Source organism: Brevundimonas sp. GW821-FHT10E09, assembly GCF_058809375.1.
Genome location: NZ_JBXASO010000002.1, coordinates 1 through 18332, shown reverse-complemented (window position 1 = coordinate 18332; position 18332 = coordinate 1). Strand labels below are relative to the sequence as shown.

20 protein-coding genes, 1 tRNA gene and 1 other RNA gene are annotated in these 18332 nt (G+C 66.6%); 16 read left to right on the top strand and 6 right to left on the bottom strand.

Annotated features, from left to right (window positions below; genetic code table 11):
• Window positions 1–370 precede the first annotated feature (370 nt).
• The 4 genes from AC1RSI_RS02035 to AC1RSI_RS02020 all read left to right on the top strand — a co-directional run bounded on the left by AC1RSI_RS02035 (window position 371) and on the right by AC1RSI_RS02020 (window position 4507).
• Window positions 371–2059: a methyl-accepting chemotaxis protein gene (locus AC1RSI_RS02035; protein ID WP_154726676.1), complete on the top strand. Its 1689-nt coding sequence runs from the start codon at window positions 371–373 to the stop codon at window positions 2057–2059.
• Window positions 2059–2568 carry a chemotaxis protein CheW gene (locus tag AC1RSI_RS02030; protein WP_154726675.1) on the top strand — a complete coding sequence of 170 codons (510 nt, stop codon included), beginning with the start codon at window positions 2059–2061 and terminating at the stop codon, window positions 2566–2568. The genes AC1RSI_RS02035 and AC1RSI_RS02030 overlap by 1 nt, the downstream gene beginning before the upstream one ends.
• A gap of 136 nt (window positions 2569–2704) precedes the next feature.
• Window positions 2705–3295, top strand: a complete 591-nt coding sequence (gene folE, locus AC1RSI_RS02025) for a GTP cyclohydrolase I FolE (protein WP_008264053.1) — start codon at window positions 2705–2707, stop codon at window positions 3293–3295.
• Between the two features lie 54 nt (window positions 3296–3349).
• Window positions 3350–4507, top strand: coding sequence for an acyltransferase family protein (locus tag AC1RSI_RS02020; protein ID WP_154726674.1), 1158 nt, complete (start codon window positions 3350–3352; stop codon window positions 4505–4507).
• A gap of 4 nt (window positions 4508–4511) precedes the next feature.
• Here the strand turns inward: AC1RSI_RS02020 and AC1RSI_RS02015 are convergent, their stop codons facing one another.
• From AC1RSI_RS02015 to ffs, 3 genes are all read right to left on the bottom strand, one after another.
• Window positions 4512–6371 carry a DNA polymerase III subunit gamma/tau gene (locus tag AC1RSI_RS02015; RefSeq protein WP_447941407.1) on the bottom strand — a complete coding sequence of 620 codons (1860 nt, stop codon included), beginning with the start codon at window positions 6369–6371 and terminating at the stop codon, window positions 4512–4514.
• A gap of 46 nt (window positions 6372–6417) precedes the next feature.
• Entirely contained in the window at window positions 6418–7500 is a 1083-nt protein-coding gene (locus AC1RSI_RS02010; protein WP_230307691.1) for an alpha/beta fold hydrolase, read from the bottom strand.
• A gap of 154 nt (window positions 7501–7654) precedes the next feature.
• Window positions 7655–7750, bottom strand: an RNA gene (ffs, locus tag AC1RSI_RS02005) — signal recognition particle sRNA small type.
• A gap of 49 nt (window positions 7751–7799) precedes the next feature.
• Between ffs and nudC the strand changes: the two genes are divergently transcribed.
• Window positions 7800–8720: an NAD(+) diphosphatase gene (gene nudC, locus AC1RSI_RS02000; RefSeq protein ID WP_154726596.1), complete on the top strand. Its 921-nt coding sequence runs from the start codon at window positions 7800–7802 to the stop codon at window positions 8718–8720.
• Between the two features lie 52 nt (window positions 8721–8772).
• Here the strand turns inward: nudC and AC1RSI_RS01995 are convergent, their stop codons facing one another.
• Window positions 8773–9495, bottom strand: a complete 723-nt coding sequence (locus AC1RSI_RS01995) for a 3-deoxy-manno-octulosonate cytidylyltransferase (RefSeq protein WP_154726597.1) — start codon at window positions 9493–9495, stop codon at window positions 8773–8775.
• A gap of 159 nt (window positions 9496–9654) precedes the next feature.
• Here AC1RSI_RS01995 and AC1RSI_RS01990 point away from each other — a divergent pair, with 159 nt between their 5' ends.
• On the top strand, window positions 9655–10374 hold the full coding sequence (locus AC1RSI_RS01990; RefSeq protein ID WP_008260941.1) for a c-type cytochrome: 720 nt from the start codon (window positions 9655–9657) through the stop codon (window positions 10372–10374).
• 83 nt (window positions 10375–10457) lie between these two features.
• On the opposite strand, the gene AC1RSI_RS01985 is transcribed toward AC1RSI_RS01990, so the two are convergent.
• Window positions 10458–11072: a malonic semialdehyde reductase gene (locus tag AC1RSI_RS01985; RefSeq protein ID WP_154726598.1), complete on the bottom strand. Its 615-nt coding sequence runs from the start codon at window positions 11070–11072 to the stop codon at window positions 10458–10460.
• A gap of 165 nt (window positions 11073–11237) precedes the next feature.
• Between AC1RSI_RS01985 and AC1RSI_RS01980 the strand changes: the two genes are divergently transcribed.
• From AC1RSI_RS01980 to AC1RSI_RS01950, 7 genes are all read left to right on the top strand, one after another.
• A complete protein-coding gene (locus AC1RSI_RS01980) occupies window positions 11238–11567 on the top strand; it encodes a YbaB/EbfC family nucleoid-associated protein (protein WP_008260925.1) in 330 nt (109 codons plus the stop codon).
• Window positions 11567–12184, top strand: coding sequence for a recombination mediator RecR (gene recR, locus AC1RSI_RS01975; protein ID WP_008259401.1), 618 nt, complete (start codon window positions 11567–11569; stop codon window positions 12182–12184). Before AC1RSI_RS01980 ends, recR begins: the two co-directional genes overlap by 1 nt.
• A gap of 51 nt (window positions 12185–12235) precedes the next feature.
• Window positions 12236–13450, top strand: coding sequence for a DNA recombination protein RmuC (locus tag AC1RSI_RS01970; RefSeq protein WP_035307510.1), 1215 nt, complete (start codon window positions 12236–12238; stop codon window positions 13448–13450).
• 84 nt (window positions 13451–13534) lie between these two features.
• Window positions 13535–13993 carry a hypothetical protein gene (locus tag AC1RSI_RS01965; protein ID WP_008264238.1) on the top strand — a complete coding sequence of 153 codons (459 nt, stop codon included), beginning with the start codon at window positions 13535–13537 and terminating at the stop codon, window positions 13991–13993.
• 10 nt (window positions 13994–14003) lie between these two features.
• Window positions 14004–14207, top strand: coding sequence for a helix-turn-helix transcriptional regulator (locus AC1RSI_RS01960; protein WP_008259774.1), 204 nt, complete (start codon window positions 14004–14006; stop codon window positions 14205–14207).
• Window positions 14204–14857: a hypothetical protein gene (locus tag AC1RSI_RS01955; protein ID WP_008262384.1), complete on the top strand. Its 654-nt coding sequence runs from the start codon at window positions 14204–14206 to the stop codon at window positions 14855–14857. The genes AC1RSI_RS01960 and AC1RSI_RS01955 overlap by 4 nt, the downstream gene beginning before the upstream one ends.
• A 44-nt stretch (window positions 14858–14901) precedes the next feature.
• Window positions 14902–15885, top strand: a complete 984-nt coding sequence (locus tag AC1RSI_RS01950; RefSeq protein WP_008261038.1) for a TraB/GumN family protein — start codon at window positions 14902–14904, stop codon at window positions 15883–15885.
• 19 nt (window positions 15886–15904) lie between these two features.
• Here AC1RSI_RS01950 and AC1RSI_RS01945 read toward each other — a convergent pair whose 3' ends face one another.
• On the bottom strand, window positions 15905–16033 hold the full coding sequence (locus AC1RSI_RS01945) for a hypothetical protein (protein WP_008259175.1): 129 nt from the start codon (window positions 16031–16033) through the stop codon (window positions 15905–15907).
• A 74-nt stretch (window positions 16034–16107) separates the two neighbouring features.
• On the opposite strand from AC1RSI_RS01945, the gene AC1RSI_RS01940 reads away from it, so the two are divergent.
• The 3 genes from AC1RSI_RS01940 to istA all read left to right on the top strand — a co-directional run.
• A tRNA-Gly gene (locus AC1RSI_RS01940) sits at window positions 16108–16182 on the top strand.
• 280 nt (window positions 16183–16462) lie between these two features.
• On the top strand, window positions 16463–17203 hold the full coding sequence (locus AC1RSI_RS01935; RefSeq protein WP_492322609.1) for a TIR domain-containing protein: 741 nt from the start codon (window positions 16463–16465) through the stop codon (window positions 17201–17203).
• An 84-nt stretch (window positions 17204–17287) separates the two neighbouring features.
• Window positions 17288–18332: IS21 family transposase (istA, locus tag AC1RSI_RS01930; RefSeq protein ID WP_492322653.1), on the top strand; the 1045-nt coding region annotated here is incomplete at its 3' end.

Sequence of the window (18332 nt, the reverse complement as noted above, 5' to 3'; positions counted from 1 at the left end):
CGGTTCGACCTTCGTTGATCAAAAAACCCACCAATCTTAGAGGCTTATCGATAGGTACAACTCCCTATCAGGCGTTTGAAGTCGGTTTAACCATATCCCTGGATGGTGCGTTCGGGTTGTGTTTTAGCGCGCCGTGGGGACGGGACGAGATATGAGAAGACGCATACCAGTGGATGTGGCTGTCGAGGTTCGTGATGTGGCGAGCCTCCGAGGGTCGACTTTCCCGGTCGATGGCTCGCTCGTCATTCAGATGGCGCTGGCTTTCGTCCTGACCGCCCTCGGATGTTCGGCTGTCTGCAATCTGCACCAGGGTGCACGCTCGCCAGTGGCGTCCGTCGCTCGTCATGATCGATTTTTCGGGAGATAGGCTATGCGTTTCACCATCAAGGCCAAGTTGATCCTGACGTTCGGGGTGCTGATCGCGGCGATCGCCGTTTTAGTCGGCGTTTCCCTCAGTCATCTTTCGTCTCTGCACGCCGCCATCCATGAGGTTGTCGCCGGACCGGCCGCCCAACTGAGCCGGGCCCAGAGCATCCAGACCGAGTTCAGCAGCTATGTGAGGCGTGAGCGCGGCATGCTCCTGACCACCGACCCTGAAGCGGTGCGTGAGTTTTCCGAAGAGGTAGGCCGGGGCCGAGGCATGTTGGAAGACCTGCTGGCTCAAGGCCAGGCGGCCGCATCGGCAGACGCCAAGGCCGAGTGGGTTTCGCTCGCGAACGCCTGGTCAGAATACAAGCCGATCAGCGAAGAAATTCACAGGCTGGCGCTCGCCGGCGACGACGTCGGCGCCAAGGCGTTGATGTTGAACGAAGCGCGCGCCAGCCTTTCTGCGATCGAGGACGCCGCCCAAAACATCGTCGCGACGGACAAGGCGCTGATGGCGCAGGCCGAGGAGGGCGCCAATGCGGTGTTTGAGGAAGCGCGTGTAGGGCTGATCGTCGCCAGCGCCTTCGCTCTATTCGCTGCGGTCTTCGGTTGTGTCTGCATCACACTGATTGTTCGGAAGGGACTGATCCGCGCCACTGAGGCCGTTCGCGCCGTCGCCGAAGGCGATCTGACCCAGGCGGTCGTCGTCACCAGTCGGGACGAAATCGGCGACATGCTGGGCGACCTTAACCGGATGATCGAACGCCTCCGCAGCGTGGTCGGCGACGCGTTAGCGGCTGCGGACAATGTCTCGGCCGGCAGCCAGGAACTGTCGTCTTCGTCGGAACAGATGAGCCAGGGGGCGACCGAACAGGCCGCCGCCGCCGAACAGGCCTCGGCCTCGATGGAAGAGATGGCCGCCAACATCAAGCAGAACGCCGACAACGCGGCCCAGACCGAGAAGATCTCGCGTCAGTCGTCCAAGGACGCGGAAACCAGCGGTGAGGCCGTTCATCGCGCGGTCGAGGCCATGCGCACCATCGTCGCCAAGATCGGCATCGTGCAGGAGATCGCGCGCCAGACCGACCTGCTGGCCCTGAACGCGGCGGTCGAGGCCGCCCGGGCCGGGGAGCACGGCAAGGGCTTCGCCGTCGTCGCCTCGGAAGTGCGCAAGCTGGCCGAACGCAGCCAGACGGCCGCCGCCGAAATCGGCGCCGTCTCGGGCGACACCGTCAAGGCGGCCCAGGAAGCCGGCGAGATGCTGCAACGCCTGGTGCCGGACATCCGCAAGACCGCCGAACTGGTGTCGGAGATCAGCGCCGCCTGCCGCGAGCAGGACGTCGGCGCCAGCCAGATCAACGAGGCCATCCAGCAACTGGACAAGGTGATCCAGCAGAACGCCGGCGCGGCCGAGGAAATGTCGGCCACCTCCGAGGAACTGGCGGCCCAGGCCGAGGAGCTGCAGACCTCGATCGCCTTCTTCCGCACGGACGCCGAAAGAGTCCCTGCCCGTGCTCAGGCCCGGGTCTCGACCTTCAAGGCCCCGGCCAAGCCGGCGGCTCGCCCGACGCCCAAGGCTGCGCCGTCCAAGCCCGCCGTCCACGCCCAGCAGGCCCGCGCCAAGGGCTTCGCCCTGGACATGGCGGTCGGCGGCGCGGACGACGAGGACATGGACTTCCGGGAGAGCGCCTGATGTCCGAAACCGCCAAGGGGCCAGGCGCCTCTGAGGGGCAATATGTGACCTTCGGCCTGGGCGACGAACTCTTCGCCGCTCCGGTCGGCCTGGTGCGGGAGATCCTGACCTATCAGGCGCCCTCGCGCATTCCCAACAGTCCGGACTATCTTCTGGGCCTGACGGACGTGCGGGGGCAGGGGGTTCCCACGGCGGATCTTCGGATCCGCCTGGGCATGGCGCCGACCGAGCCGACGCTGAACACCCGCATCCTGGTGCTGGACATTCCGCTGGAGGACCGGGTGCTCAGCCTGGGCCTGGTGGCGGACCGGGTGTTCGAGGTGGCGGTCTTCAGCGCCGACCAGATCGAGCCGTCGCCCGACATCGGGATCAAGTGGCGCTCGGACTATATCTCGGGCGTGGTGCGGCGCGAGGACGGCTTCGTGGTCCTGATCGACCTGCCCCGACTGCTGTCCAGCACCGACACCGTCTCTCTGGCGTCCTTCCCCAACATCGATCGAGCGGCCTGACGGTCGCCGGCCGGTCAGGCGGCTCGGATACTCAGACCACGTTTCCAGGTCCCCGGGGGTCCAAATCGGTCGCCGCAGCGTAATGGACGGGAAGAAGGATTTTCTTTCTCGGCTCCGCTTCGCTAATAGGCCCGCAATGACTGATGCGCCCCCGACCGCCTCCCGACTTACCCAGGCCGACGCCGAGGCCGCCGTCCGCACCCTGATCGAATGGGCGGGCGACGATCCCGACCGCGAGGGCTTGCTGGAAACACCGGCGCGGGTGGCGCGCAGCTATCGCGAGCTGTTTTCGGGCTACGAGGTCGACCCCCTGTCCTATCTGGAGAAGACCTTCGAGGAGACGGGCGGTTACGACCAGCTGGTCGTGCTGAAGGACATCCGGTTCGTCAGCTTCTGCGAGCACCATATGCTGCCGGTCGTGGGCAAGGCCCATGTCGCCTATCTGCCGACCGACCGCGTGGTCGGCATTTCCAAACTGGCTAGGGTGGTGCGCGGCTTCGCCCGACGCCTGCAGATCCAGGAGAAGATGACGGCCGAGATCGCCGAGGCCATCCAGACCGTCCTGAAGCCCCAGGGCGTGGGCGTGGTCATCGAGGCCGAGCACAGCTGCATGACCTTGCGCGGCGTCAACGCCCCCGGCGCCAGTCTGTCGACCAGCCACCTGATCGGCGTGGTCCGCGACGATCCCCGCACCCGCGAGGAGTTCCTGCGCCTCGTGCGCGGCTAGAGGTCCCACTACGGCCCGGCTCTTGCGAGATCGGGGTCATAGGAGGCGTTCGCCGTGCCCTGGAGCCTGATTTCGACCCGAAACGAGACAACCCCGATCGCCCGTGGCGGCTGGCTGGACGCGCTGCGTTTCATTGTGGCCTTCCTGATCATCCTGCATCACTTCCAGGGAGCCGGGCCGGTTCCTCTGGCCGAGGCCGTGCATCCGGTGTTCTCGCGTGGCGGCTTCCTGCTGACCAACTTCTTCCTGATCGATTCCGGCTATGTGCTGATGCGGGTCTATGGGGCCGCAGTGGGCCAGGGCCGGATGTCGGCGGGCGACTTCGTGCTGAAGCGGGTCCTTCGCGTGGTCCCCGCTCATCTGATCATGGGGCTGTCGCTGGTCGCCCTGGTGTTGCTCGGTGCGGCGGCGGGGGCGGCGCCGCGCAATCCGGAATGGTTCCGCTGGGACCAGCTGCCGGCCCAGTTGCTGCTGTTGCAGTCCTATGGCGTGCCCGGCGGCCTGGGCTGGAACGCCCCGACCTGGTCGATCTCGGCCCTGATCGGCTGCTATCTGTGCTTTCCCTGGATCCTGCGCGGGTTGACGCGCCTTGGGCCCTGGGGCGCGCTGGCCCTGGGCGTCGCCGCCTATCTGACCGCCAACCAGCTGTGCTGGAGCCTGCTGGGCTATCCGGTCTATCAGATGCCGATGGGCTACGGCTTCATGCGCGCCCTGCCGCTGTTCTTTCTGGGCATGAGCCTGGCCTGGTTCGCCCAGAAGATCTGGATCGACCCCCGTCTGGCCGGCTGGGTCGGCGTCGCCGCCTTCCTCGGCCTGGCGCTCGCTCAGGCCTTCGGCAAGAACGCCCTGATCTCCCTGGCGATGATCTCACTGATCATTCTGGCCGCCGGCGCAGTGCCGGTGCGTCGCCCGTCGAAATGGGTGGAGACCGCCGCCATGGTCTCCTTCTCGATGTTCATCTCGAATGAGGTGGTCCGCATCGCCTGGTTCGGGGTGGTCAATGCGGCTGCGGCCCGCTTCGCCCTGTCGGCGCCCGTGCAGTGGGCGCTCTGGGGCGGCGGGGTGCTGGCGGCGGTCGCCTTCGCCTTCGCCTTCCATTTCGCGATCGACGACCGGATCCAGTCGCGGATCCGGTCCTGGCTGAAGCGCCGCCGTGGCGGACGTCGAACGACCCCGGTGGAAGCAGGGCCTGTGGTCTCGCTCGAGGGATAGGCCGTCAGTCCTCGTCGTCGTCCTCGGGCGAGTCGGGGATTTCCGGCGTGACGACGGCGGGGGCGATGGTCTTGATCTCGCCCAGCTTGGCGCCGGGGAAGGCCAGAAGCACCGCCTTGATGAAGGGGTCGGCCTCGACCTTCTCGCGCTCGGCGGCCCGCTCCTTCTTCTGACGCTCGATCAGGGTCTCGCCGCCGCCCTGGCCGTTGGCGGCGATCAGCCAGGTGCGGCCGGTCCATTCCCGCAGCCGCCCGGCCAGGCGCCGGGCCAGTTCGACCGGCGCGCCCTCGACGCTTTCATAGACGATGGCGCCGGGCTTGAACGAGACGGGTTTGACGAACCGCTCGACATCCATCTGCAGACCGACTTCGCGTTTCTCGCCGATCAGGGCGACCACCTGCTCGAAGGTCTGCGGGTCGGGCAGGGCGGGGGCCATGACGGGCCGGGCGGCCAGTTGCGCGGACGTCCCTCCGCCGCCGCCCCCGCCGCCGCCACGTGGCGCGGAACCGCCGCCGAACGGTTCGCCGGACTGAAGTCGCTTCAACGCCTCCTCCGGTCCCGGCAGGTCGGCGGCGTAGGCCAGACGCACAATGGCCATCTCGACCGCATCGGCCGGATTGGGCGCGCGACGCACCTCGTCCAGCGCCTTCAGCAGCATCTGCCAGGTGCGCGACAGGGTTGCGGCCGGAATGGCGGCGCCCAGAGCGGCCAGCTTCTGCGCCTGGTCATTGGGCAGGCGGGTGGCGTTCGGACCCAGCATCTTGGCCACCGAGGCGGCGTGGCAGTGTTCCAACAGGTCGTTGGTCACCTGCACCGGATCGGCGCCGAAGCCGTACAGGGTGCGGAAATTCTCCAGCGCCTCGGGCGTGCGGCCGGCCATGACGCTTTCGAACAGGGCGATGGTCTGGCTGCGGTCGGCCAGGCCCAGCATGTCGCGGACCGTCTCGGTCTTGACCATCTCGCCGCGCTCGGCCTGGACCAGGGCCTGGTCCAGCAGGGACAGGCCGTCGCGCACCGAGCCTTCGGCCGCGCGCGAGATCAGGGCCAGGGCGTCCTGTTCGATCTTCATGCCTTCGCGCTCGGCGATCCGGCCCAGGTGGCCGATCAGGATCTCGGGCTCGACCCGACGCAGGTCGAATCTCTGGCAGCGGCTTAGGATCGTCACCGGCACCTTGCGGATCTCGGTGGTGGCGAAGATGAATTTGGCGTGGGGCGGCGGCTCCTCCAGCGTCTTCAGCAGGGCGTTGAACGCCTGCGTCGACAGCATGTGGACCTCATCCAGCACATAGACCTTGTAGCGGGCCTCGACCGGCGCATACCGGACGCTCTCCAGGATGTCGCGGATGTCGTTGACGCCGGTGTGGGAGGCGGCGTCCATCTCCATCACGTCCATATGCTGGCCGGCCATGATGGCGGCGTCGTGCCGGCCGTGGGCGGTCAGGGTCAGGGACGGCCGGTCGATGCTCTCCGTCTCGTTGTTCAGGGCGCGGGCCAGCAGACGGGCGGTGGTCGTCTTGCCGACGCCGCGGACCCCGGTCAGCATGAAGGCGTGGGCGATCCGGCCGGTCGAGAAGGCGTTGGTCAGGGTGCGGACCATCGCCTCCTGCCCGATCAGGTCCTCGAAGGTGCGCGGCCGGTATTTGCGCGCCAGCACCTGATAGGCGGACCCGTCGTCGGCATGGGCCTCGACGCCGGCGTGGGCTTGGTCGGAGGGGGGCGCGGGGGCGGTCACGGCTGGGGGCGGTGCGGCGGGCTCGGGCGTGGAGGCGGGCGCACCGAACATGTCGTCGGTGTTTTCGTCACGCGCGAGGACCTCGTCCTCTTCCCAGGGCGGGCCGTCGAGATTCGGGTCGTTGTCCGTCATGGGCGAAGTCTTACAGCCAGCAGCCGCCGTGGCGAAGCCGTTTTACTCAGCGTATGTCCGTCGTTACGGCGTCTGCGCGCGCCCTTATCAAGGCCTTGTATTGCGCATCGATCATTATGCGATTCGGGTCGTGTCCCGTTCGAGCCAACGATACAAAAGTCTTCTGCGGGGCGGAAAGTTCATCGAAATAGGCGCGGGAGACCTGTGTCGGGGTGACCAAATCCTCCTCGCCCTGCAGCATGTAGACAGGCATGGCGAAATCCAATCCTAGCGCGCGCAGGTCGATCCCTGGGCCCATGCCATTATTGGCGGGACCGACGAAGGCGAAGAAGGAGTAGTCCTCACCCGCCGTATAGTCGGCCTCGTAGGCGGGCGTGTCGTACCCCGGGCCAAAGGTGAACCAGCCAGCCGGCGGCGGTTCGCTGACCAAGGCTTCGTATCTGCGCGATATCCGCCGCAGAACTCCGAATGCACGCGGATTGGTCCACGGCGGCGCGCCCAAGGCCTCTAGCCTGGCTATGGCCTCGCTGTCGCTGGCGGCCGTCGCCAGGGCAAGGGTGCGCGTATAGCTGACCTTCAGATCGTCCTGATAGTTTACCAACTGGCCGGTTCCCACATAGGCGTGGAACAGGTCCGGGGCCGCCATCGCCATATGGGTCGCCAGGGCCGAGCCCCAGGATCCGCCCATCAGGATGACCTTGCGCTTACCGAAGCGCTGAATCGCATAACGCGTCACCTCGACCCCGTCCGCTGTGAGCGCCTGCAGGGTTAGCGGTTCGTCCTCTGCGGGCCGGTTGGCGCCATAGGTCTTGCCCGAGCCCCGCTGGTCCCATTGAACGATGGTGAAGTCGTTTTCCCAGTCGACGAAGATATTGCGGGCGAAGGGCGTGTTGGGATTGCCCGGTCCGCCGTGCACGATCACCACGACCGGGTTGCGGCAGTCCGCGCCATCGACGACCACCCATTGCTCGATGCCGCCGATTGAGACGAAGCCAGCCTCATGAATCGCTTGTCCAGCTGTCTGGCAAGCAGGGCTCAGATCGGACGCGCCCGCCTGCTTGACGCCGCCAATACACAGCATCAGTCCCGCCGCAATCAAACCCCCAATTTTCATGCCGCCCTCGGTCAAATATCGGAGGCTTATAGACCAAGCATATCGTCGAGGAACACTGCTCAGATGGTGCGGCGTCAGACGCCCCAGACAGCAAGCGATACGCGCAAACGCGCTCAAGCCGCGCTCAAGCAGCGAGCGACCGCGTCGTGAGCGATAGCGCAAAAAGAATGAAGTAGAGACCGCGCGACCCGAAGGGGAATTCGTTGTGGCTGCTGCCTTCCGGCCCTGACCAGGTTGGCGAAGCCTTCGCCCGCGCGATCTCCGAGAGGGGATATGACGGGTGCGGCGAACGGAATCAAGGGTTACAAGGCCGCATGGCTCATCAGAACATCTTCGCTGGCAATCCCCTGGATCGGGCCGGCGACCTGCGCAACGATTCCGAATGGCTGGCCGAGCAGGAGGCCAATCCCGAAGCCCAGTCGATGGTGCTGTGGGAGGGGCGGCCGCTGGTCGAGGAGACGGCCGAGGGGCCGCGCCTGGCCTGGCTGTCGCTGAAACACGCGCGCGACATGGTTCCGGACCGCGATGTCTTCCTGGGTCTGTGGGCCGGGGCGCCGGTCTTCGCCATCGAGTTCGAAGGCTCGATTGATCCGGCCGAAGGGCCGGTGAGGGGATTGGGCGCCTTTCACGAGATGCGCGGCGCGGCGGCCATGCTGCCGGCGCAGGACGCGGCCATGGCGGGCGGGGCCAAGAGCCTGTTCGACTGGCGGCGCAAACATGGCTTCTGCGCCAACTGCGGCACGCTGAGCGAGACGACCTCCGGCGGATGGAAGCGGCGTTGTCCGGCCTGCGGGACCGAACATTTCCCGCGCGTGGACCCGGTCACCATCATGCTGCCGGTCTACAAGGGCGGGCCTGAGCCGATCTGTCTGCTGGGCCGCCAGGCGGCCTGGCCTGTCGGGCGGATGTCGGCCCTGGCCGGCTTCCTGGAGCCCGGCGAATCCATCGAGGAGGCCTGCGCCCGCGAGGTGAAGGAGGAGGCCGGCCTGACCGTGATCGACACAGCCTACCACTCCAGCCAGCCCTGGCCCTTCCCGTCGCAACTGATGATCGGCCTGATCGCCGAGGTGTCGGACGACCAGGCCCGGCCGGATCAGACCGAGCTGGAATCGGTGGCCTGGCTGACGCGGGCCGAGGCCAAGGCCGTGATCGCCGGCGACCATCCGACCATCCAGGCCCCGCCGCCCTTCGCCATCGCCCACAGCCTGATCAAGGCCTGGGCGGAGGAGGCCTGATCTCCCTCCCCTTCATGGGGGGGGCGATTGCGCAGCGATCAGGGGGGATTCGTCAGGCCAGCGCTCGCGCCGCCTCCAGGTCCGCCGGATTGTCGACGGACAGGGGGGCTTCGTCGATGACGGCGGCCCAGATCTGCATGCCCATCTCCAGCGCCCGCAGCTGTTCCAGCTTCTCGCGCCTCTCAAGCGGCGACGGGGGCGCGGCGCAGAAGCGGTTCAGGGCTGCGCGGCGATAGCCGTAGACGCCGATGTGACGCCAGATGGGGGCGTCGCCGTACAGGGTGGAGCGGGTGAAATAGAGGGCGCGGCCCTGGCGCTCGTTCTCGCCCAGGGCCAGGATCGCCTTGACCACGTCGGGATTGGTCCGGTCCGACAGATCGGCCTCGATTGCGACCAGGGTGGCGATGTCGCAGCTCGGCTCGCCGTGCAGGATGGCGGCGCAGGCCGTGGCCAGGCCCGGGTCGGCGAAGGGCATGTCGCCCTGGACATTGATCACGGCGTCGAAATCGCCTTCCGGGTCGATGGCGTCGACGGCGGCGCGGATGCGGTCCGAGCCCGAGGGCAGGTCGGGATCCGTCAGAATGGCCCGGCCGCCGATGGCCTCGATGACGGCGACGATCTCGGGATCGCCCGCGGCGACCGCGACCGGCAGGCCCGAGGCCTCGGCCTGCTGATAGGCCCGCACGATCATGGGTTTGCCGCCGATATCGGCCAGGGGCTTGTTCGGCAGACGGGTCGCCGCCATGCGAGCGGGTATCAATATCAACGGATTCATGAGTCTACTCGGAGCCTGCCTGGATCAGCCGCCGCTGTTGGAGCGTTCGCGCCGGTTGCGAACCCCGCGCTACCGTGTAAGACCTGATCAGGCAAGGAAGGCTTCGCTGCGTAAGACGGCGGAGGTGGGAAACCTTAGGGACGGGATGAGACGACGCGCATGAGCGGCGATCTGAAATGGAACAAGATATTCGGTGCGGCCCTGGGGACGGCGTTCGTCATCCTGGTCGTGCAACAGGCGTCGGGCCTGATCTATCATTCCGCGCCGCCGGAAAAGATGGGGTATTTCGTCGATGCGCCCGATGAGGCCGCCGGCGCTGAACAGGCCGAGCTGCCGCCGGATTGGGGCACGGTCCTGCCGGCCGCCGATCTGGCCGCCGGCGAGGCCGCGTTCGCGCGCTGCCAGGCCTGCCACAATGCGGCGCAGGGCGGGGCCGACGGCATCGGCCCGAACCTGTTTGGCGTGGTCGGCGGCCCGGTCATGCACCGGGCGGGCTTCGCCTATTCGGACGCCATGGCCAAGCACAAGGCCGAGGCGCCGACCTGGGGTTATGACGAACTGAACAGCTTCATCACCGCTCCGGCTCGCTATGTGCCGGGCACCAAGATGTCCTTCGCCGGCATTCGCGATACGCAGACGCGGATCAATCTGATCGCCTGGCTGCGGAACCAGGGCTCGGGCGGCTTCGCCATTCCGGCGCCCGATCCGGCCCGTCAGCCCGGCGCGACGGCCCCGGCCGAAGGAGAAGCGGCGCCTGCCGAGGGCGCGCCTGCGACCGAGGCGACCGGCGAAACCCCGGCTGTCGGCGCTGCGCCCACGACCCAGCAGACCCCGGCGGCTCCGCCCGCTGCGACCAGCGCAGCGCCGCCGAACACCTGAGATCGACCTCGCATGGTCGGAATTGAAGCGGGGCGGCCTTTGCAGGCCGCCCCGTCGTCTTTTTGGGCCCTGATCGCGGGTGGTCAGAGAATCTGCGCCGCCTGCTCGAACGACAGGCGCGGCGAGCGCGGGAAAAGGTTCTCTTCCGTGCCGTAGCCGAGGTTGAGGATGTAGTTCGGCTCGACATTGCTGTCGGGGAAGAACTCCGCCTTCACGGCGGCGGCGTCGAAGCCGGACATGGGGCCGACGTCCAGGCCCAGGGCCCGGGCGGCGATGGTCAGGTATCCGCCCTGAAGCGAGGCGTTGCGGAAGGCGCTCTCGCGACGTCCGGCCTCGTCGGCGAACCAGGCCTTGGCCCCCGGCGCGTGCGGGAACAGGGCGTCCAGATGCTCGTGGAAGTCGATGTCCTGGGCGATGATCAGGTTCACCGGCGCCTGCTGCGTCTTGGCGCGATTGCCCTCGCTCATCAGCGGGATCAGCCGCGCCTTGGCTTCGGGCGAGGTGACGAAGACGAACCGGGCGGGGCTGGCGTTGACGGCCGTGGGGCCGAACTTGGTCAGGTCGTACAGTTTGCGCAGCAGGTCCGGCGCGACCGGGCGGTCGCTCCAGGCGTTGCGGGTGCGCGCCTCGGTGAAGAGTTGCGACAGGGCGGCGTCCGACAGCGGGGCGTCGCGTTGGGTGGCGGCATCATAGGCCATGGGAAGGCGTCCTGATCATGAAAAGCAACAAGTGCAGGTGCTGATTTAGTCGCTTCAGCAACTGTTTCAAGTGCAAATCAGGCAATCCATCGTTTCCAAGGGGACGCACGTCATCCGGGCGAAACACCCCTGTCGCACCGGCCGGCTTCGTCTTATCTTGGGGGCATGAAAGACCTTACCCAACTGATGCAGCAGGCCCAGGCGATGCAGCAAAAGCTGCAGGACGCCCAGGCGAAGATGGCCGAAACCTCCGCCGAGGGCTCCTCGGGCGGCGGCCTTGTGACCGTGGCCCTGAAGGGCGCCGGCGAGATCACCGCGATCAAGATCGACGACAGCCTGCTGTCGCCCGGCGAGGGCGAGATCCTGGCCGATCTGATCGTGGCCGCCCACGCCGACGCCAAGCGCAAGCTGGACGAGGTCAACAACGCCCTGATGCGGGAAGCCGCAGGTCCGATGGCCGGGATGAATATTCCCGGAATGCCGAAACTGTTCTGATGGCCGCTTCCGCCGGGCCGGAGATCGAGCGGCTGATCTCCCTTCTCGCCAAACTGCCAGGGCTCGGCCCGCGCTCGGCCCGGCGCGCGGCCCTGGCCCTGCTGAAGCGGCGCGAGCAATTGCTTGTGCCGCTGGCGGCGTCCCTGGCCGAGACGGCCGAGAAAGTGGTGTCCTGTTCGGTCTGCGGCGCGCCCGACACGCGCGACCCCTGCGCCATCTGTTCCGACGGATCGCGCGACAACGGCCTGATCTGCGTGGTCGAGGAGGCCGGCGCCCTGTGGGCCATGGAGCGGTCCGGCGCCTTCCGCGGCAAATACCATGTGCTGGGCGGCCTGCTGTCGGCCCTCGACGGGGTCGGCCCCGAACATCTGCGCATCGCCGAACTGGTCGGGCGCGTCAGACATCAGAACGAGGGGGGCGGGGCCGTGCGCGAGGTCGTCCTGGCCCTGCCCGCCACCGTCGACGGCCAGACCACGGCCCATTATGTCGCCGAACGCATCTCGGGCCCCGACGTCCAGGTCACCTCCCTGGCGCGCGGCGTGCCGGTGGGCGGCGAGCTGGACTGGCTGGACGACGGCACCATTGTTCAAGCCATGCGGGCGCGAAGGCCGGCGTAAAGACGCCGCTGGCGGCTTTTCCGTTCCGCCGACTCCGGCTAGGAACGGAGCATGAACATGCTCGCGCTGATCCTCGCCGTTCTCGCCGCCGCCTTGGGGGGCGGATTCCTGTGGGCCTTCATGGGGTGGCAAAGAGCACAGGGGGCGCTGTCGGCGGCCCTGGCGCGCATTGATCTGGTCGAGGAGAGCCGGGTCACGATGGGCGAATTGCTGAAGGCCCAGGCCGCCCAGTCGGCTCAGGTGGTCGCCGACCAGATGGTCAGTCGCGCGACCGAGACCTTCCGCGCCCAGGACCAGTTGGCGCGCGAGCGGATGGCGGCCCAGCTGAAGCCGGTGGCCGACACCCTGACGAAGTTTCAGGAACATGTGGCGGCGCTGGAAAAGACCCGCGCCGAGGAGACCGGCGGCCTGAAGGAACAGCTGACCCAGCTGATGGCGGCTTCGTCGGCCACGCGGGACGAGGCGCGCAAACTGACCGAGGCCCTGCGCGGCAACACCGGCCGGCGCGGTCGCTGGGGCGAGCAGACCTGCCGCAATGTGCTGGAGGCCGCCGGCATGGCCGGCCGGTTCGACTTTACCGAACAGACCTCGAGCGCCGATGACGAGGGGCGGCAGAACCGGCCCGACTTCCTGGTGCGTCTGCCGGGCGGCGGCCTGTTCGTGATCGACGCCAAGGTGCCCCTGGCCTTTGATGACGAGGAGGGCGACGAGGAGGCGCGCGCCCGGTCTGTCGGTCTGCGCATCGCCGCCAGCCTGAAAACCCATGTGCGCCAGCTGTCGTCCAAGGCCTATCAGGACCAGTTCAAGCCCAGCCCCGATTTCGTCGTCCTGTTCGTGCCGGGCGACAGCTTCCTGTCCACCGCCCTGGACCATGCGCCGGACTTGCTGTCGGACGCGATGGAATCGCGGGTCGTCATCGCCACCCCCTCCACCCTGTTCGCCCTGTGCAAGGCCGTGGCCTATGGCTGGCGGGCCGAGGAACAGGCGGCCAACGCCGACAAGGTCGCCGCCCTGGGGCGCGAACTCTACAAACGGCTGTCGGTCATGGGCGGCCACGCCTCGGCGGTCGGCCGGGCGCTGGATCAGGCGGTCGGGAAATATAACCAGTTCGTCGGCTCGCTGGAGAGCCAGGTCATGGTCTCGGCCCGCCGGTTCGAGGATCTGCAGGTGGACCACGAGGGCAAGGAAATTCCTGCGCTTGCTCAGGTCGAAACCCAGCCGCGCACCATCGCCCGGCCGGAGTTGACGGCGCCGACAGACAACTGAGCTTGTCTCTTTGACAAGTGTGCTTGACAGCTCGCTAAGCCTCGTGAGACAAGCATCCTTGTCATAAGGACAAGGAGCATTGTCATGGCCAAAGGCCTCTGGAAACTCATCGCCCTGTCGCTGGCCGGCGTGCTGGCGGTCATGGTGATCGTTGTCATCTCGGCGGTCGTCTTCGTCTTCGCCTCAAACCGCGGTTTGGTCGAGGAGGACACAGCCTTGCTGGCGGTCATCGGCGTCATGGCGGTGCTGATGATGGCCTTGGCGCTCTGGCTCGGTTTCGCCTGGATGGTTCGTATCGACGAGGCGGCGCGCGAGGCGCACAAGGCGGCCTGGTATTACGGCGGGTCCGTCGGTCTCGCTGTAGGCGGCGTCTTCATCGTCCTTGCCACCGCGCCGCCGGCTGAGCGGTTTGTGATCGCTTCTCCCTTCGACGGTCGGACCGACCCCGCCGCCTACGCCGCGACCGGCGCCCTGGGCATGATGGCGCTGATGCTGATCGGTTACGCCGTGGTCTGGGGCTGGTGGTGGCTGGCGCGCCGGTGAGGGCTGACCCATGAACAACCGCCTCAAGGTGCTGCGGGCCGAGCGCGACTGGTCCCAGGCCCATCTCGCCGAACTGCTGGGCGTGTCGCGCCAGACCGTCAATGCGCTGGAGACCGGCCGCTACGACCCCTCCCTGCCGCTGGCCTTCAAGATCGCCCGCATCTTCGATCAACCGATCGAGTCCATTTTCTCGGAAGAGGAGAACAACGGATGACCGCTTCATCCCCCAAAAACGCTCGCCTGCCGCGTCGTCTGCTGGTCGGCTTCGGCTTCGGCGCGGTCATGGGGGCCGCCGGCTATGTCTTCGGCCGAACGGTCCTGCCCCAGCTGATCGGGCCGGACGCCCTGGACGGCCTGAACCTGCGATGGTCAGACGCCCTGGCGGCCTTGACTGGAATCGCCCTGATGATCGGCGCCGGTGCGGTCATGGTCATCAGTCTGGACCCGCGCCGCCTGGCCCGGATGTATCATCTGGAAGAGCCCGCCTCGTCTGAGGAGGTCGGCCAGGCCCGCTTCCAGGCGGCCGTCTTGGGCTTCTCCGGCTTCATCCTGCTGCTGCCCCTGGCCTTCTCTCTGGCGGGACTGGCCGGCGGCATGGCGATGGGCCTGATCATTCTGCTGTTCGCCGTTCATACGGTGCTGAACATCAGGATGTGGCGCGGCGTCGATGAACTGCTGCGCCGCACCACCCTGGAGGCCGCCACCGCGACCTTCTTCCTGGGACAGGGGCTGCTGTTCCTGTGGGCGGCAGCCGAGCGGCTCAGCCTGCTGCCGCCGCTCACCGCCTGGGACGTCTACGCCGTCCTGATGACCCTCTACCTGTTCGTCTCCGCCGTCGTGTCCGCCCGTCGCGGGCTCGCCTGAGGCGCTCGCTTTCTTCACCTCGCTTTCAACCAAAGGAAACAACCATGACCCTGTCGAAACGCCTGAAATCCTCCGTCTCCAATCTGGCTCAGGGCGCCGTCGGCGTCGCCGCCGGCCTGGCCCTGGTCTTCGCCATCGCCGGCGCCCCGGCCCAGGCCCTGGCCCAGCCCCAGACCCAGGCCGCCCCGGCTCCAGCCGCCGCCGCGGCGCCCGCCATTCAGGGCCAGGGCCCGGCCCTGTGGGTGGTCAAGGATGCGGACTCGACCCTGTATCTGTTCGGCACAGTCCATGTGCTGCGCCCGACCACCGGCTGGAACAGCCCACGCGTCCAGGCCGCCTTCGAAAGCGCCTCGGACATCTGGTTCGAAATCAGCAATCCCGACGACCAGGCGGCCGTCATCCCCCTGGTGCAGCAATACGGCATGTCGCCCCAGATCCCGCTGTCCAGCCGCCTGACGGCCGAGGAAGTGGCCCAGCTGGACGTCGCCGCCCAGACCATCGGTCTCACGGCCGCCCAGATGGAGCCGATGAAGCCCTGGCTGGTCGGTCTGACCCTGTCGGTCGCCCCCCTGCTGAAGGCCGGCTATGATCCCCAGTCCGGCGTCGAGCAGGCCCTGAAGGCGCGCGCCATCGCGGCGGGCAAGCCCGTGCATGGTCTGGAAACGATCGAGGAACAGATCGGCATGCTGGCCACCTTGCCTGACGACGTCCAGCTGGAGCTCCTGCGCGAGACGTTGAAGGACTATGATCAGGCGGTGGTCCGGCTCGATTCCATGGTCGAGGCCTGGGCCAAGGGCGACGTTAAAGCCCTGGACAAGATCGTCGTCGAGGAGATGAAGACCGACGCCCCGGAACTGTACAAGGTGCTGCTGGTCGATCGGAACACCGACTGGGCCGACCAGATCCAGACCCAGCTCCAGGGCTCCGGCACCGCCTTCATCGCTGTGGGCGCCGCCCACCTGACCGGCGACGACAGCGTCCAGTCGATCCTGAAATCGCGCGGCGTCGCCGTCGAAAGCGTCGAATAGTTGTCAAGGGCGGCGGCGCTCAGGCCTGATTGACGCCCCAGGCGAAGATCACCCACAGCGCCGCCGCCGCCACGCCCGCCAATATCGTGGCTGCAAGACAGCCGAAGCCGAGGCCGCCCAGGCCGCCGCCGTCGTTTCCTCGCCGCATTTCGCATCCTCCCCGACAAGACCTTGCCCCGCCGCCTTGAGCCGCGCCAGACCTCCGTCTAAGGAAGACGTCGCGCGGGCGTAGTTCAGAGGTAGAACGTCAGCTTCCCAAGCTGAATGTCGTGGGTTCGATTCCCATCGCCCGCTCCAATTTCAAGGTCTTAGGACTAGGATGCCAGCCGCGTTTTGTGGTTTTTGCAGCCATTTTGGAATTCCGGACGTGGTTCGTTCCGATCGGCGGCGGGCTGCCCAACCATGGCGTCAGGGCCGTCCATGAACTAAAATTAAAGCCAGATAACCCTGCGGGGGCAGGCCAGCACGGGCACCTTGTTAATCTAACTAAATTTTGCCAGTGGGAGACCAAATCTGGATTGCATGAACAACCGCTACGGTTATCGTGATGACTTGTCACGCGGGGAGGGGGCGAGCGATGTTCAAGGTGTTCATCGGCTCTACCACCGAAGCCAAAGCTTATGCGGCTGTGATTGCTGATGCACTGGAGAGCACGAGATTTTACAGTGTATTGCGCTGGTGGGAAGTTTTCAGGCCAAATCAGTCTGTATACACGCAGATTTTGAGCCTCGTAGACGAGGTTGATTTTGCGCTCTTTGTTACGACTCCTGACGATTCTATAACAACCAGGGATCGCGAGATACGAACAGTGCGCGCAAACGTAATTCTTGAGTACGGCATGTTTACGGGCCGGCTTGGACATACAAACACAGTGCGAGTGCACGTTGGACCGATTACTAACGGTCCCTCAGACCTTTACGGCGTCCACGACCTCCATGCTGACGTGGCCTACGAACCAGGACACGTTCCACTGTCAGACGATGTCCCAACCCTAGCCGAGACTGGCCGGCGTGCCGGAAATCTCTTTTTGGGGGCCTGTGCAGAGAAGGGCCACAACCCACTTGCATCAATCAACGGGCTGTCAGCGGATACAGAGGATCTCTCGATCGCTGCCAAACGAGTCACTCAGACGGTTCAAAGAGCAGCCTTTACGAAAGCTGCGGCTAGAGCGCCTGGATATGCGATGGCTCGCGACATCCTTGAGCAAGGAACAGATCATCACGACCATCGTGTTGGGCTCGACGGGACGCTGACCACCACCAGGGCGTTTGTTGATTTTGATAGATTGTGGATCGGCGTGGAAAAGGGACCCCGTTAGCGGTGTGATCGGCGTCGAATAAGGACCCCTCATTCCTGAGGTCTAACGGTGGCGGCTTGGCGGATGTCAGGCGGCGAGTTCGGGATGTTGGTGTTGGAGACGGTGTTGAGGATTCGGCGCGAGTTTGCGTCCGGGAAGGCGATCAAGGCGATCGCGCGTGACCTTCGATTGTCGCGCAAGGTGGTGCGCAAGGCGATCCGGGAGCCGGATGCGGAGTTCGCCTATCGGCGGGCGGTGCAGCCGTTGCCGAGGCTGGCGCCGTTCCAGGCCAGGCTCGATGAGCTGCTGGAAGAGGACGAGGCGCGGCCGCGGCGCGAGAAGCTGCGGATGACGCGGGTTCATGACCTGCTGGTGCGCGAGGGGTTCGACGGGTCGTACGACGCGGTCCGGCGCTACGCGGCGGGGTGGCGGCTGAAGCGACGCCGGGGCGTGGCGGACGCGCCATCGTTCATCCCGCTGATGTTCCGGCCGGGCGAGGCCTACCAGTTCGACTGGAGCCACGAGGACGTGGAGATCGCGGGCAAGCCGATGCGGGTGAAGGTGGCGCACATGCGGCTGTGCGCCTCGCGGGCGATCTATGTTCGGGCCTATCCGCGCGAGACCCAGGAGATGCTGTTCGACGCGCATGCGCGGGCGTTCGCCTTCTTCGGCGGCGTGCCGACGCGCGGGATCTACGACAACATGAAGACGGCGGTGACGACGGTGTTCACGGGCAAGGACCGGGTGTTCAACCGGCGCTTCCTGGTCATGGCGAGCCACTACATGGTGGAGCCGACGGCCTGCTCCCCGGCGGCGGGCTGGGAGAAGGGCCAGGTCGAACACCAGGTCCAGACGGCCCGGGGACGGTTCTTCCAGCCGCGCCTGCGCTTCACCAGCCTGGAGGAGCTGAACGGCTGGCTGGAGGCGGAGTGCCGGCGCTGGGGCGAGCTGCGTCAGCACCCCGAGCAGAAAGAGCTGACGGTTGCTCAGGCCCTGGCCGCCGAGCGGCCGGCGCTGCAGCCGATGCTGGGCCCGTTCGACGGCTTCCACGAGAGCGAGCACGCGGTGACGGGGACCTGCCTGATCAGCTTCGACCGTAACCGCTACTCGGTGATGGCGAAGGCCGGGCGCCGTACGGTGCAGGTCCGCG